This is a genomic window from Pantoea sp. S-LA4, assembly GCF_054482835.1.
In genome coordinates this window covers 3,874,479-3,889,334 of sequence record NZ_JBTLRC010000002.1, presented here as the reverse complement: position 1 = coordinate 3,889,334, position 14,856 = coordinate 3,874,479, and the positions used below count along the sequence as shown (strand labels likewise).

At 57.5% G+C, this 14,856-nt stretch carries 12 protein-coding genes; 3 read left to right on the top strand and 9 right to left on the bottom strand.

Annotated features, from left to right (window positions below; all coding sequences use genetic code 11):
• Nucleotides 1–57: 57 nt before the first annotated feature.
• The 3 genes from ACX3P5_RS19150 to glyQ form a co-directional block, all read right to left on the bottom strand.
• Complete coding sequence (locus ACX3P5_RS19150) at nucleotides 58–1,788, bottom strand: ShlB/FhaC/HecB family hemolysin secretion/activation protein (RefSeq protein ID WP_458969122.1); 1,731 nt, start codon at nucleotides 1,786–1,788, stop codon at nucleotides 58–60.
• A gap of 363 nt (nucleotides 1,789–2,151) precedes the next feature.
• On the bottom strand, nucleotides 2,152–4,221 hold the full coding sequence (glyS, locus tag ACX3P5_RS19145) for a glycine--tRNA ligase subunit beta (protein ID WP_458969121.1): 2,070 nt from the start codon (nucleotides 4,219–4,221) through the stop codon (nucleotides 2,152–2,154).
• Nucleotides 4,222–4,230: 9 nt separating this feature from the next.
• The gene (glyQ, locus tag ACX3P5_RS19140; protein WP_031375581.1) at nucleotides 4,231–5,142 is read right to left on the bottom strand and encodes a glycine--tRNA ligase subunit alpha; all 912 of its coding nucleotides are present in this window, start codon (nucleotides 5,140–5,142) and stop codon (nucleotides 4,231–4,233) included.
• A 220-nt stretch (nucleotides 5,143–5,362) separates the two neighbouring features.
• Between glyQ and ACX3P5_RS19135 the strand changes: the two genes are divergently transcribed.
• Entirely contained in the window at nucleotides 5,363–6,358 is a 996-nt protein-coding gene (locus ACX3P5_RS19135; RefSeq protein ID WP_233985726.1) for an acyltransferase, read from the top strand.
• A 49-nt stretch (nucleotides 6,359–6,407) separates the two neighbouring features.
• Here the strand turns inward: ACX3P5_RS19135 and yieH are convergent, their stop codons facing one another.
• A complete protein-coding gene (gene yieH, locus ACX3P5_RS19130; protein WP_233985727.1) occupies nucleotides 6,408–7,067 on the bottom strand; it encodes a 6-phosphogluconate phosphatase in 660 nt (219 codons plus the stop codon).
• Nucleotides 7,068–7,218: 151 nt separating this feature from the next.
• Between yieH and ACX3P5_RS19125 the strand changes: the two genes are divergently transcribed.
• The gene (locus tag ACX3P5_RS19125; protein ID WP_233985728.1) at nucleotides 7,219–8,532 is read left to right on the top strand and encodes an NCS2 family permease; all 1,314 of its coding nucleotides are present in this window, start codon (nucleotides 7,219–7,221) and stop codon (nucleotides 8,530–8,532) included.
• Between the two features lie 49 nt (nucleotides 8,533–8,581).
• On the opposite strand, the gene ACX3P5_RS19120 is transcribed toward ACX3P5_RS19125, so the two are convergent.
• Nucleotides 8,582–9,358 carry a hydroxypyruvate isomerase family protein gene (locus ACX3P5_RS19120; protein ID WP_336756996.1) on the bottom strand — a complete coding sequence of 259 codons (777 nt, stop codon included), beginning with the start codon at nucleotides 9,356–9,358 and terminating at the stop codon, nucleotides 8,582–8,584.
• Nucleotides 9,359–9,409: 51 nt separating this feature from the next.
• A complete protein-coding gene (locus ACX3P5_RS19115) occupies nucleotides 9,410–10,729 on the bottom strand; it encodes an MFS transporter (RefSeq protein ID WP_458969120.1) in 1,320 nt (439 codons plus the stop codon).
• A 335-nt stretch (nucleotides 10,730–11,064) separates the two neighbouring features.
• Here ACX3P5_RS19115 and ACX3P5_RS19110 point away from each other — a divergent pair, with 335 nt between their 5' ends.
• Nucleotides 11,065–11,976, top strand: a complete 912-nt coding sequence (locus ACX3P5_RS19110) for a sugar phosphate isomerase/epimerase family protein (protein ID WP_458969119.1) — start codon at nucleotides 11,065–11,067, stop codon at nucleotides 11,974–11,976.
• A 43-nt stretch (nucleotides 11,977–12,019) separates the two neighbouring features.
• Here ACX3P5_RS19110 and ACX3P5_RS19105 read toward each other — a convergent pair whose 3' ends face one another.
• The 3 genes from ACX3P5_RS19105 to ACX3P5_RS19095 form a co-directional block, all read right to left on the bottom strand.
• Nucleotides 12,020–12,880 (bottom strand): sugar phosphate isomerase/epimerase family protein, encoded by an 861-nt coding sequence (locus ACX3P5_RS19105; RefSeq protein ID WP_458969118.1) that lies wholly within the window; start codon nucleotides 12,878–12,880, stop codon nucleotides 12,020–12,022.
• 308 nt (nucleotides 12,881–13,188) lie between these two features.
• Nucleotides 13,189–13,938 (bottom strand): 4'-phosphopantetheinyl transferase family protein, encoded by a 750-nt coding sequence (locus ACX3P5_RS19100; protein ID WP_233985733.1) that lies wholly within the window; start codon nucleotides 13,936–13,938, stop codon nucleotides 13,189–13,191.
• A gap of 189 nt (nucleotides 13,939–14,127) precedes the next feature.
• A complete protein-coding gene (locus ACX3P5_RS19095) occupies nucleotides 14,128–14,718 on the bottom strand; it encodes a malonic semialdehyde reductase (protein ID WP_233985735.1) in 591 nt (196 codons plus the stop codon).
• Nucleotides 14,719–14,856: the final 138 nt, after the last annotated feature.

Below are 14,856 nucleotides of genomic sequence, written 5' to 3'. Positions count from 1 at the left end.
GTGAGAAAAAGCGGTCCATTCAAATCGTTAGCGAAGCGGGAAAGCGGGCTTTGCCGATCAGATTTCCAGATTAATGCTAAAACCTGCCGTTACGCCTGAAGTATGAAAGCCTGCAGGCTTATAGAGCGGCATACCAGCAAACAGGTCATAGCTGAACCGTTGCCATAGTGCGCCACGCACGCCAAGTGCGCTGCCAGCCAGTTGATGTCCAACCAGGTAGTGCGTGCCGGGTCCGCTTACCCGGCCATAATCGGCAGCCAGATAGAGCTCATGTCCGCGCGAGAAAAGATTCCAGCCGATTTCATTACGCCACAGCAGTCCTTTTTCCCCCGACAGCATCTGTTCACCATCGAAGCCGCGTACCGTATAGCGGCCAGCAATCGCCATTCGCTCCTGCGGCGTCAGGGCATTCGGACTCCATTGTCCCCGCACGCTGCTGTAAACCCGCCAGGGCTGCTCGCCCACGGCGAAAGGCTGATTAATGCTGAGGTCGCCCAGCAATATGCCGGTACGTGCGCTGCCCTGATGTCGCGACTCTTCCGGCGCAGGAAGCGCATTAAACGCACCGGTACCGCGCCGCCAGGCAATATTAGCGTCCAGCGTGCTGCTGCCCAGGTAGCTATGCTGATTCAGGCCCAGCTCCCAGCCCGCGGTGCGCCGCTTTTGCTGCTCAATATCGATATCGTTGACGGCGTTGGTGGCGTGCTTTCGATAGCCGCGCAGGTTAAGCGTGGTTTTGTGCGACCGATCGCGGTAGAGCAACCGGGAGACCGTGAGCTGGACATTGTCGCTCTTGCCGCTGTAGCGCAGCACCTCGTTGGCATTGGGGATGTTCTGGTGATAGGTGTAGTCGTTGTAGTTGGCGGAAACGGCCCAGTATCCTATCGGGAAAAAGTAATTCAGGGTGTGCGAGCGGTTGCCGAAAGGCCCATGCTCAAACAAATTTTTGCCGATGTTGGCGTAGAACAGATCGTTCTGCGCAAAAGGCGCATCCACTGCGAGGGTGGCGGAACCGAGATAGCGCCCGGTCGTTCTGGAGCCGCTGTCATCCAGTCCCAGACTGAGCCGCACCGGGCGGCCTTCCTGCCAGTTGACCTGCAGATCGCTGGTGGCTTCCTTGTCGCCAGGCACGATTTTAATGTCGGCACTGGCACTCGGCACCCGCTTAAAGTTCTCCAGACCCTGCTCAATATCCCGCAGATTCAAAATATCGCCCGATGATGCCGGAATCGCATTCCACAACCGTCCGCGCCAGGACACCGGTTCATCAAAGCGGATCTTGCTGATACGGCCCGGCTGTAACGTCAGCGTTAACACACCTTTGGTCAGATCCTGCTCCTGCGCCATTACGCGCGTGGTGACATAGCCTTTGGCCAGAATCGCATTCTGCACTTTGTTGATGGCGAGGACGATCCCCTGGCTGCCCAGGCAGCGGCCGGTGGCGTCTGCGGCGGCATTGAGCGCCCACTGAAACTGGCTGGCTGCCTCGCCAGTCAGTACAAGGCGATCAACGATAAAACAAGGGTGCTCACTGGCAGGATAATCGGGCAGCAACCTGTCGGGCCGGGGAAGATGCTCATTAGCCTGCGGCGCATTCTGCTGTTGCAGCGCACGTTCACGCGCCTGCTGACGCAACTGCTCGCGAGCATCAATCTCCTGACTTTCCTGTTGGCGGGTATCTGCTGGCGTGGCCGCCAGCAGGGGTAAAACGCAGCTAAACAGCGATCCCGCCAGCACGACGAATAAACGCGTTAGCGATAACCTGAGGAATAAACAAATTCGTTTCATGAAAATCCGTTTCATTAATTTTAACCGGCTGTAATTACTGGCGAATTATCTACCTGAAAATCAGAAAAACAATAGAATATCTTTTTTTCAGGCGGTTTCTTAACAAGAGGATTACCGAAATATATTACGTGTAATGCGGCCATTTAATTTTTGTAATAATCTGATATGGATGGGACGTTTAATTTAAATTTATGTTGGCAAAGGGGCGTTATAACGATTATTTATTGCTTTATGAGAATTGAGGTTATTTAAAGGTTGAAAACAGTTGCCGTCAGATAACAGGCAGAAAAGGCTTTAGAGGCGGGAAAACTTAATAAAAAAAGGGACGATAGCTCGTCCCTTTTCCATACTGCACTGAAAGGTTTACTGCAGCAGCGAGATATCCGCCACCTGCAGGAACAGTTCACGCAGTTTCGCCAGCAGCGTCAGGCGATTAACCCGCACCGCCGGATCATCCGCGTTGACCATCACCTTATCGAAGAAGTTATCTACGGCTTCACGCAGCTGCGCCAGTTCAATCAGCGCATCCTGATAACGGCCTTCGGCGAAGTAAGGCTGCAGCTTGCTGCTCAGCGCGGTGACAAAGGTCGCCAGCTGAATCTCTTCATTCTCTTTCAGCAGCGACGCCTGCACGCTGTCATTCAGCGTTTCGGTCGATTTTGCCAGAATGTTAGAGACGCGCTTGTTGGCGGCGGCCAGCGCAGCGGCGGCATCCAGCGTACGGAAATGCGACACCGCTTTCATGCGGGCATCGAAGTCTGCCGGACGGGTCGGACGACGCGCCAGTACCGCCTGCAGCGTATCAATGCTGTGACCTTCTTCCTGATACCAGGCGCGGAAGCGGCCCAGCATAAAGTCGATCACATCATCCACCACGCGAGCGTTGCTCAGCTTGCTGCCATACAGACGCACCGCTTCCTCGGTGAGGGTTTGCAGGTCGAGCGGCAGGTTCTTCTCAACAATAATACGCAGCACGCCCAGCGCCGCACGACGCAGTGCGAACGGATCTTTGTCGCCTTTTGGATGCTGACCAATGCCGAAAATACCGGCCAGCGTATCCATTTTATCGGCAATCGCCAGCGCACAGGCGACCGGGCTGGAAGGCAGCGCATCACCGGCAAAGCGTGGCTGATACTGCTCATTCAGCGCCACCGCCACATCTTCGGCTTCGCCGTCGTGGCGCGCGTAGTGCATCCCCATCACGCCCTGAGTGTCGGTGAACTCGAAGACCATGTTGGTCATCAGGTCACACTTCGACAGCAGACCGGCGCGGGTGGCGTGATTCACATCGGCACCAATTTCACCGGCAATCCAGCCCGCCAGCGCCTGAATGCGATCGGTTTTATCACGCAGCGTGCCCAGATCTTTCTGGAACAGCACCGTTTCCAGCCGTGGCAGATGATCTTCCAGACGCTTTTTGCGGTCGGTATTGAAGAAGAACTCCGCATCGGCCAGACGCGGACGCACCACTTTCTCGTTACCCCAGATAATCTGGCGCGGATCGCTGGATTCGATATTGGTGACAAAAATGAAGTTCGGCAGCAGGTTGCCGTCATTGTCATACACCGGGAAATATTTCTGATCGCCTTTCATGGTGTAAACCAGCGCTTCAGCCGGCACCTTGAGGAATTTCTCTTCAAAGGTGGCGGTCAGGACGACTGGCCACTCCACCAGCGACGTGACCTCTTCCAGCAGGCTGTCGCTGAGATCGGCATTACCGCCCAGACGGCGCGCGGCCGCTTCGGCATCAGCCTTGATCATCGCTTTACGGGTCTGGTAATCGGCGATCACTTTACCGCGTTTCTCCAGCACATCCGGATACTGATCGGCATTATCAAGGGTGATGTCCTGTTCGCCCATGAAGCGGTGACCACGAATAGTCCGCGCCGAGTCGATGCCCAGAATGGTGGCCGGGATCAGCTCTTCGCCGAGCAGCAGGGTCACGGTGTGAACCGGACGGACAAACTGCACATCGCTGTCGCCCCAGCGCATCAGTTTTGGCACCGGCAGTTTGCTCAGCGCGGTAGCGATCATCGCTGGCAGCAGGGTTTGCGCAGCTTCGCCCTTAACCTGGGCGCGATAAACCAGCCATTCGCCTTTATCGGTGCTCAGACGTTCAGCCTGATCAACGGTGATACCGTTACCGCGTGCCCAGCCTTCTGCGGCTTTGGTGGCGTTACCGTCGGCGTCAAACGCCGCGCTGACCGCCGGACCGCGTTTTTCCACTTCCCGATCGGGCTGGGAAGCGCTGAGGTTAGCGACTTTCAGCGCCAGACGGCGCGGCGCGGCAAACCAGGTCACCTCACCGTGGTTCAGGTTAGCGGCATCAAGTTCCGCAGTAACCTGCGCAGCAAAGGCTTCAGCCAGGCTGCGCAGGGCTTTTGGTGGCAGCTCTTCGGTGCCGATCTCCACCAGGAAAGTTTTGTCAGTCATGGCTGCCTCTTACTTTTTGTTATTGCACATCGGGAAGCCCAGTGCCTCGCGAGAGGCGTAGTAAGCTTCAGCCACGGCTTTCGTCAGGGTGCGGATACGCAGAATATAGCGCTGGCGCTCGGTGACCGAGATCGCTTTGCGTGCATCCAGCAGGTTAAAGCTGTGTGCGGCTTTCAGGATGCGTTCGTAAGCGGGCAGCGGCAGCGGTTTTTCCAGCGCCAGCAGATGCTGCGCCTCTTTCTCGTACTGCTCAAAGCAGGTAAAGAGGAAATCGACGTCGGCGTATTCGAAGTTATAGGTGGATTGCTCCACTTCGTTCTGATGGAACACGTCGCCGTAGGTGGTTTTACCCAGCGGACCGTCGCTCCACACCAGATCGTAGACGCTGTCGACGCCCTGGATATACATCGCCAGACGCTCCAGGCCATAGGTGATCTCACCGGTCACCGGCTTGCACTCCAGGCCACCGACCTGCTGGAAGTAAGTAAACTGCGTCACTTCCATGCCGTTGAGCCACACTTCCCAGCCCAGTCCCCAGGCACCCAGCGTCGGGTTTTCCCAGTTATCTTCCACGAAGCGAATGTCATGCACCGTCGGGTCCATACCCAGCTCTTTCAGCGACCCGAGATACAGCTCCTGAATGTTGTCCGGTGACGGTTTAATGATCACCTGGAACTGGTAATAGTGCTGTAAGCGGTTCGGGTTCTCACCGTAGCGACCATCGGTCGGACGGCGAGACGGCTGCACGTAAGCGGCGGCGATCGGCTCCGGGCCGAGTGCGCGCAGGCAGGTCATCGGGTGTGAAGTGCCAGCGCCTACTTCCATGTCCAGCGGTTGAACAATGGTGCAGCCCTGACGTGCCCAGTAATCCTGCAAGGTCAGGATCAGGCCCTGAAAGGTCTTGGTATCAAACTTTTGCATGTTGAATTTGCACGCGATTGGCTAGATGAAAAAAGAGGGCAACAGTATACCCTTTGACCGCGCGATGTGCAGCCGGAAATCCTGTGCGGTTGCGGCGCGGTTTCACCGTAATCGCCTGTTGCAGCCATACAGAGGTCTCTGAATCCTGCGGCCAAAGGTTGTTGCCATCGCCGCGCCTGGCTACCCTTCTTCGCACGGACGCTATGCGCAAGAGGACGCCATGCCGCAGAAGATTTACTGGATCGATAATTTACGCGCGGTTGCCTGCCTGATGGTGATCGTGATCCACACCACCACCTGGTATATCACCGGCCCCATGGCGGTAACCGGCGCCAGCTGGGATGTTGCTAACCTGCTGAACTCCGCCTCACGGGTCTGCGTACCGCTGTTTTTTATGATCTCCGGCTACCTGTTTTTTGGTGAGCGCAGCGCGCAGCCGCGCCACATGATACGGCTGGTGCTCTGCCTGTTATTTTACAGCGCCGTGTCGCTGGCCTACATCACCTGGCTGACGCCGATCAGTGAAGGGCGCTCGATTCTGAAAATGCTGCAAAAGCCGGTTTTTTATCATCTGTGGTTCTTTTTTGCGCTGATCGGCATCTATCTGATGTCGCCGCTGATACAGGTGAAAAGCGTGCAGGCGCGTTATGTGGCGCTGCTGGTGCTGGTGCTGGCGGTACTGGCCAATCCCAATACCGTCAGCCAGTCGCTGGGGCCGTTTCACTTTCTGCCGGTCAACCTCTATGTCAGCGGTGACAGCATCTATTACCTGCTGTATGCACTGTTAGGACGGGCGATCGGCACCATGGAGACGACAAGACGTGGGCTGACGCCTGCCGCCACTGGCGTATTTATCGCCTGCGTCATAGGCATTGCGCTGGGCACAAAGCAGGCGTTACGGGTCAACGGGGCGTTTAACGACACCTGGTATCTCTACTGCGGGCCTCTGGTATTTATCGCGGCGATCAGTCTGCTGATGGTGTTTAAAAACGCGCTTAACCAGCGCGCGCTGCCGGGTTTAGCGCTGATTGCGCGCTATTCACTGCCGATCTACGGTTTTCACGCGCTGTTTATCCACTATCTGCGTACCCATCATTACGACGATATGTCACGTCCGTGGCTCGATCTGCCGTGGGTATTCGGCGTCACGCTGGGCGGCAGCCTGCTGCTGGCGATGGTGCTTAAACGCGTCGATAAACGTCACTTCGTCAGCTGACGGGCTGCGCGCGCTGCTGACACGACAGGCCGGGCCCGGCTGAAGCCTGTTATACCAGGTCCCAGCCGCGGGCGCGCCACAGCGCGGGCAGCTCCGCCATGTTGTCGAATCGCGTCACCAGCGGATGATCCAGTTCCGGGTTATGCGCATCGGCGCAGTAGTAGAAGACCGGAATACCGGCGGCAATGCCGGCACGCGCGCCCGCTTCAGAGTCATCCACCAGGATGCAGCGCTCAATCGCGACCTGCATCTGCTCGGCAGCGTGGTACATCAGTTCCGGATCGGGCTTCCAGTGCAGAATGTCATAACCGCTGTAGAGACGATCAGCAAACCGCGGCAGCATGCCGGTTAAGCCCAGCGAGTGCTGCATCTTCTTCACCGTTCCGTTCGACACCACGCACATCGGCACTTTGATCTGCTCAACCAGCGCTTTCGCGCCGTCGATCGGCTTGAGATGCTGGTCAAACAGCTGTGCCACTTCGGCACGGTAGGCGGTTTCCACCTCTTCCATCGGTAACGACGTCTGATGCGCTTCACCGACGTCGCGGATGATGTCGTACAGTTTGACGCCTTTATACTGCTCAAACATCTGCTGCAGCGACAGGTCGATGCCATAGCGGGCGAAGGTATTGACGTAGGCCTGGGTACAGAGCAGTTCGCTGTCCACCAGCGTGCCATCGCAATCGAAAAAGACGCATTCTACTGACATCAGACTCTATCCTTTGATTTTATGGGCGTCCCTCACTCTACCGTACTGAGCGAAGATTGCGAGAGTGGCAATCGGTTGCGAAAAATCATTGTATTGGCCTGGTAAAATCGCCAGGATACGCGCCGATGATTTTTTCTTCTGGATGGATGGCATGAGCAAGCAAGGCCTTTTGCAGCGCATCTTTAAACTGCAGGAACATGGCACCACGGTGCGCACCGAAGTGATCGCAGGGGTAACCACCTTTCTCACCATGGTTTACATCGTCTTTGTGAACCCGCAGATCCTTGGCGTGGCCGGTATGGACACCCAGGCGGTGTTTGTCACCACCTGCCTGATTGCCGCCTTCGGCAGTATTCTGATGGGGCTGTTTGCCAATCTGCCGGTGGCGCTGGCACCGGCGATGGGGCTGAACGCCTTTTTCGCCTTTGTGGTGGTGGGCGCGATGGGCTATTCCTGGCAGGTCGGCATGGGCGCGATCTTCTGGGGTGCGGTGGGCCTGCTGATCCTGACGCTGCTGCGGGTGCGCTACTGGATGATTGCCAACATTCCGCTGAGTCTGCGCGTCGGCATCACCGCCGGGATTGGTTTGTTTATCGCCATGATGGGGCTAAAAAATGCCGGCATTATTGTGCCCAATCCCGATACGCTGGTGGCGGTAGGCAACCTGACTTCGCACAGCGTACTGCTGGGCGCGCTGGGTTTCTTTATTATCGCTATTCTGGCGTCACGTAATATCCATGCCGCCGTACTGATCTCTATGGTGGTCACTACCGCCATTGGCTGGATGCTGGGTGACGTGAAGTTTGTTGGCCTGTTTTCCGCGCCGCCGGCCATCAGCTCAGTGGTGGGCCAGGTCGACATCAAAGGTGCATTCAACATCGGCATGGCTGGCGTCATCTTCTCCTTTATGCTGGTCAATCTGTTCGACTCCTCCGGCACGCTGATCGGTGTCACTGACAAAGCCGGGCTGACCGATGAAACCGGCACCTTCCCGCGTATGCAGCAGGCGCTCTATGTTGACAGCATCAGCTCGGTCAGCGGCGCGCTGGCAGGAACCTCTTCGGTCACCGCCTACATTGAAAGCACCTCGGGCGTCGCGATTGGTGGCCGCACCGGTTTGATGGCGGTGGTCACCGGCGTGCTGTTTTTGCTGGTGATGTTCCTGTCGCCGCTGGCGGCCATGGTGCCAGGCTACGCCGCAGCCGGTGCGCTGATTTATGTCGGCGTTTTGATGACCGCCAGCCTGTCGCGCGTGCGCTGGGATGATTTGACCGAAGCGGTGCCCGCTTTCGTCACCACCGCGATGATGCCGTTCAGCTTCTCTATTACCGAAGGCATTGCGCTGGGCTTTATCGCTTACTGCGTGATGAAACTTGGCACCGGCCGCTGGCGCGAAATCAGCCCTTGCGTGGTGATTGTCGCACTGCTGTTTGTGCTGAAGATTGTGTTTATCGACGCACATTAACCGCCGCGATAGCCGCATCAGGCCGCTCCCGTCAGGGCAGCGGCCTTTTTTATTTCAGCACCCCAAGCTGACGCAGATGGGCAAAGCTGGCGTCCGTTGTGCCCTGCGGATGAAACTCCAGGCTGACCCAGCCGTCATAGTTGAGGTTATCCAGCAGCGTGAACAATCGCCCGAAATCGACTTCGCCGCTGCCGGGCTGGTGACGACCGGGAACGTCCGCAATCTGGATATGCGCAATACGGTCGATAAAGGCGGGCAGCACGCGATACGGATCTTCACCGGCGCGCAGCGAATGCCAGAGGTCATATTGCACCGCCAGATTATCACTGCCGATCTGGTCAAACAGTCGCACCGCCTGCTCCACGCCGGAGATCACCGCGCCGGGCACATCACCGTGATTAATCGGCTCCAGCACCAGTTGAATGTCATGCGCCCTGAGCGCGCTGGCCGCCAGGGCAAAATTTTCGCGCAGGGTAGGCAGAGGATCGCCCTGTCCCGCGGCCGGTCCTGACGGGCAGTTAATACGTGGCGGTTTCAGCTGCTGCCCATAGCTCACCGCCTGGTCGATAGCACGGCGGAACTCCTCACGCCGCGCCGGTTGCGCCGCGAATCCACGGTCACCGGCATCCCAGTCACCCAGCGGCATGTTAAACAGCACCAGCTGCTGCTGATTGCGATCCAATGCCTGCTGGATATCGGCGCTCTCCAGGCCATAGGGGAAGAAAAATTCGACCGCCTCAAATCCGGCTTCAGCGGCGCGATCGAAGCGTTCATAAAACGGATATTCGGTGTAGAGCATGGTCAGATTAGCGGCAAAACGAAGCATAGTCTCTCCTGTAAGATGTCGCCCGGCAGCCTGACCGCCAGGCGAGAGCGGTTAGCTGATTTGGGTGCTGCCGGTTGGCAACGGCGCGGCCGGCGGCGCAAAACGGATAAACAGCGTGCCGATCACGTAGAGCGCGGCGCACAAGGTAAAGAAAGTCAGCACACCGCCATAGCCGCCGGTGAGCTCAAGGATCAGGCCAGCGAGGATCGGCACCAGAATGCCGCCCACGCTGCCCGCCATATTCATAAAACCGCCGACCAGGCCGGCGCGCGCCGGATGGGCGATCAGCGCCGGAATGCTCCAGTAGATACTGCCGCCGCCGGTCAGGAAGAAGGAGGCGACCGACAGCATCGCCACCGCGGTAATCGGGTTAGCGACATCCGGCAACGCAAAGAAGATCAGCAGCGTAACGCCGCCCGACAGCGCAATCAGGCTCTTCACCACCGTTCCGTGCTGAAAGCCACGCTTCACCAGCGCATCGACGGCGAACCCGGCACCGAGTGATCCTGCTGCGCCCAGCATAAAAATCACAAAGGTGGCGTTACCGATGGAGCGCAAATCGAAGCCGCGTGCCTGCGCCAGATAGCTGGGTCCCCAGGTCATCAGGCCAAAGTAGATCATCGCCCAGGTCGCCCGGCCAAACATCAGACCGCACAGCGATCGCCAGTCGACGCCCGGACCGGCTGGCGGCGGCGCATCCGGCTGCGCACCCTCGTCACGACCCTGTCGTATCTGCGCCAGTTCGGCGGCGTTAACCCGTGGGTCCTCTTCCGGACGATCGCGCAGCTTGTACCACGCCAGCAGCGCCAGCGACATGCTGAACAGGCCGGCGACGATAAACGCCAGCCGCCACGAATCGAGCATGTCGATCAGATAGGCGATGATCAGTCCACCAAACGCCACACCCAGCGGGCTGCCGCAATCCATTATGGCTGCGCCGCGGCCGCGTTCCGATTTCGGCATCCAGCTGGCATTCATTTTGCCGCCGGAGGGCGAAATCGGCGTTTCGGCAACGCCCAGCGCAATGCGGGCGAAAATCAGCGACAGTCCGCCCGTCGCCAGCGCCAGCCCAATCTGGCTAAGACCCCAGAGTATGCTGGAGAACGTCAGTACTTTACGCGGACCAAAGCGGTCCAGCGCCCAGCCGCCCGGCACCTGCAGCAACGCGTATGACCAGAAAAAACTGCTGAGAATCAGTCCCTGCATGGCAGGCGACAGGTGAAACTCATCTTTGATAAACGGAATGCCGATGGAAAGCGTAATGCGATCCATCAGATTGACCGCCAGCAGGACAAAGAGTACGGCGAATATGCGCCAGCGAACCCGGGTGGGCTGGGCCGCGGTATCGGAATCAGGGTGTAACGCTTGCATAACTTTCTCCCGCTTGTCAGTGGCGATGCCGGAAGCATTCCGGACACTGAACATATGTTCATTAACATATCTTATGTATAGCCATTAAAGCGGATTCTCAGAGAAAAGATTTGCGACAGCTCACACTTCCGTAAATGCAGTCAAAAAGGGCTGCAACAGGACAATAATCTGAATAATAGCGCCATATCATTGATACCGGTGACTAACCAGTTGGGCAAAAAATCCCATCACGCCGTCAAAAATGTGAAGTCAGCCGCATTAATCCCGGCAACATTACGCTTTTCTTGATGAACAAAAGTTTTCATTAATAACTTATGAATAAATCAGGAGGCAGGATGAAACAGACCGCGCTGGTGCCCTCAGCTCATATTGCTGAGCTGTTCTTTCCGGATATGCAGGATGAAAGCAAAGTCGTCGATATAGCTGAGCACCTCAGTCAGCAGCCATTTTATCGTTTCATTGAAACCGGCATGGTGATGCAAGCGGCGCAGGCCCGACGACTGCGGGATATCAGTGAAACGCAGCAGGTGAAGCTGACACAGTGGATGACCTTTGTGTTGAATCAGCAAGGTCTGAACCTCAGCAGCCCTGATCCGATTCAGCGTAAGCGCAGCATGAAACGGGCCTGCGAACTGGTGCATCGTGCTGCCGACTGTGGCGCAACCCGGATTGCCTTCGTCAGTGGCAGCGATCCCGGCGAGGCACTGCGCGAAGCGGCCAAAAGTGCACTCGGCGAGACGCTGGAACAGATCGGTGAAGTGATGAGTCAATACCCGCAGATGATCATGCAGCTGGAGCCGCTGGACCGCTTCGCCCATAAATGCCAGCTCATCGGCCCCACTGACGAAACCCTGAACTGGATGAAGCCGCTGCGCCGGACCTGTCCACGGCTCTATCTCGCCTGGGATAGCGCGCATGTGGCATTGAATCAGGAAGATCCGATCGCGGCTCTGCGTCAGTCCGGATCGCTGATCTCACAGCTGCATTTATCCAATGCCATACTCGATCCGCACGATCCGGGTTACGGCGATCACCATATGCGTTTTGGCGCGCCTGGCTTCCTGACGCCCGCCGTGGCGGCGGAGATTGTGGCCGCAGCCCGTCAACTGCCGGACGATCCGCTCTTAGAGGAGCGCAGCATTGCAGTGGAGATGCGCACCACCGATCGGGACGATCGCTGGCAGACCGAGCTGGCGTGCCGGGATTTTCTGCAACAGGCACTCGTCGGGGCAGCGCAGACAGCCTGACACCGCCGGTACGCCGCGTGCGTACCGGCTAAGGAACGGTCCGTTAGTGGTCTGCAGCCAGCCGATAACCCAGCATCTTTTCCAGCGCCAGCCGCGACCGGATTAACACTTCAAGGCTGATGGCCGGATCAACCGGCTGGTCAGCCCGCTGTGGCCAGCTGTCGGGCTGGCGGTGCATTCGCAGAGGGATCTCCAGGCTGGCCGGGATAGCATTTTCCGCCAGCGCCTGAAGCAGCGGCGCATAATTGAGTTCACCTTCTCCAATCGGCGGGAAATGATATTCTCCATTCTGCCGCATCACATCTTTAAGGTGGCAATGCCGGGTGCCAGGCAGCATCGTCAGCGCCTCGGCGATCGGATCCTGCTGCGGACAGAGCGACACCATGTTGCCGGGATCGAGATTAAATGCCACCGCCGGATGGCTGACGGCCTCCAGCAGCGCGAAGCCATCCTCCGCCAGCGCAAAGGCGTCATAGTCCGGATCGCCCCCATTCTCGATACACAAAATGCAGCCCGCCTCTTCGGCAATCGGTGCCATGCGTCGCAGGTTATCTATTAATGCCGCACGATCATCGCGTCGCGCGGTGCAGGCATTAAGATAGCGGGCACCAATCTGCTGAGCAAAAGTCACACGCAGACGGAATTGCTCCACCGCATCCGGGGCTGCCAGATTAATGGTGCAGCCAAGTGCATGCATCTTCAGATCATATTGCTGTTTAAGATCGTTGATGCGTGCGGCATTCTCCCGGCCAAACAGGGCCGGATCGAGTTGCCCGACATAGCCCTGATTGTAAGCCAGCTCAATGTAAGCAAAACCCGCGTCGCGTACGGTACGAAAGGCAACTTCCGGCGGATGCCCATCGAACATGGCGCTGTTCACGCCCAGCTTCATTTTTTCCATCATCCTCTCCTCAGGCGCGGCCATTGACGGCAGCGCTGGTGATCCTCTGCTTAACAAAAGCTCATCTTGATTACTTATGTTCAACCTTATAGAAACAAACAGCGCGGAATGAAGTGATGACGGTCACAAAAGCCTGCATCAAGCCCACGAGGTAGCAGCGTTGCGGTCGGGATCACAGCCAAAAATATGAATTTTTTCAGCGAGATTGTCACAGATGGGTCAGCGCAGCGGCCGCATGAACAGATGAACCACTTCCTTTCTTGTGATCGTAATGTTGGGGTTTTACGCGATATGCAGGTGGTGCTCAGCCGCTAGATTTCGGGATGCAGACTGCGTTCGGTAGGCAGGCTGGTCAGCCGCAGAGCGCGGGGACCAATATTGGGTTTACTCATTTCCACTTCGCGTAAAACGATCCACTGGTGGTCATTATCCATCTCCCACAGATGCAGGCGCTGGGTCGCCGGTGAAAGCGCACAGGACCAGACCAGCGTCGGCTCAGCATCGCACACCACCTGAATATCCGGAAAGAGTGATGAGCGCAGGCGGCCTGCGCCTGGCAGCAGACGCAGTGAATCCAGCCCCTGCTGGCGCTCACCTGTCAGCTTGAGAATGCTCTGGCGCAGCGTCCAGATTTGCGTCACGGCTTCGACAAAATCCTGCTGGGCATTAATCCAGGCGATCTCGCCGGAGGTTAATCCCTGCATCAGCTGCTCCTGAGTCTGGCGGCTGCGCGCCCGTACAATTTCCATATCCAGCCCGGCGCGTCCGCCCTCTTCAGCCAGCAGCACGCCGACCATATTACCGGCATAGGCAATGCTGAAATCAGGCAGATCGCTGTCAGCAAAAGCGGGTCGCCCGTTGCTGTCGGTAATCAGGCGCGGCAGCTGATTAATGCCATAAACCCGCAGCATCAGTTGCGCCAGCAGCGTACGCGCGGCAAGAAAACGTCCACGGCGCTTATCAGCAAACTGCTGTGCCGTGTCAACGATATCCTGGGGAATGCGCATATCTTCTGCAGAAAAGTCGGGATTGCCCGTCCAGCGTACAAAATGACCAGCCATCTGTCGCTCCGTGAAAATGGTCAGATAATCATCAGCTGCATTGTAAGAATTTTCTTAGCTTAATGCACCCGGCATCACACAGATTGGGGTAAATTCGGAATAGGACGAGCCATCAGAGAGAATTTGCGGCGCTGAGTTTTCAATCGCGCCACAAGAAGCGTCGCGACGGGCATCGCGACGCTGAGCGCATCAGGCGAAACGGCACGCCTGCTCAAAACTGAGGCGCGGCAGACGCGGGTGCAGTTTTGATGCTTCACCATAGCCGAGGTTAATCAGCAGGTTAACCTGATACTGACCGTCGGGGAAAAAGGCGTCATTGACTTTGGCCGGATCAAAACCGGACATCGGGCCGGCATCCAGCCCCAGCGAGCGGGCCGCCAGAATCAGATAACCCGCCTGCAGGCTGCTGTTACGGAAAGCGGTCTCTTTCGCTGCTTCCGGGCTGCCGGTAAACCAGCTGCGGGCGTCAGCATGCGGGAACAGTGCGGGCAATTGTTCATAAAATTCGCGGTCCCAGGCGACAATCACCGTGACCGGCGCGCTCATGGTTTTTTCGAGGTTGCCGGAAGAGAGCGCCGGTTTCAGCTTCTCTTTGCCTTCCGCCGAGGTCACGAAAACAAATCGCGCAGGCGAGCAGTTCGCCGAAGTCGGGCCCAGCGCCGTTAAGGCATAGAGCTGTTCCAGCAGGGCGTTATCGACTGGCTTAGCCTGCCAGTAACTGTGGGTGCGGGCGTCGGTAAACAGCGTGTCCAGTGCGGCAGTGTCGAGCGGTGTACTCATGCAACTCTCCTGTGTCAGGCGAAAGATTTCGCCCAAGGGTATCCACGTATAGGGTTTGCGTCCGGTCCGGCGGAATGAGGCGGGGATTGTTCACCGCAATCCGTAGCCGCACGTCAGATCGGCGCTTCAACCGTTATA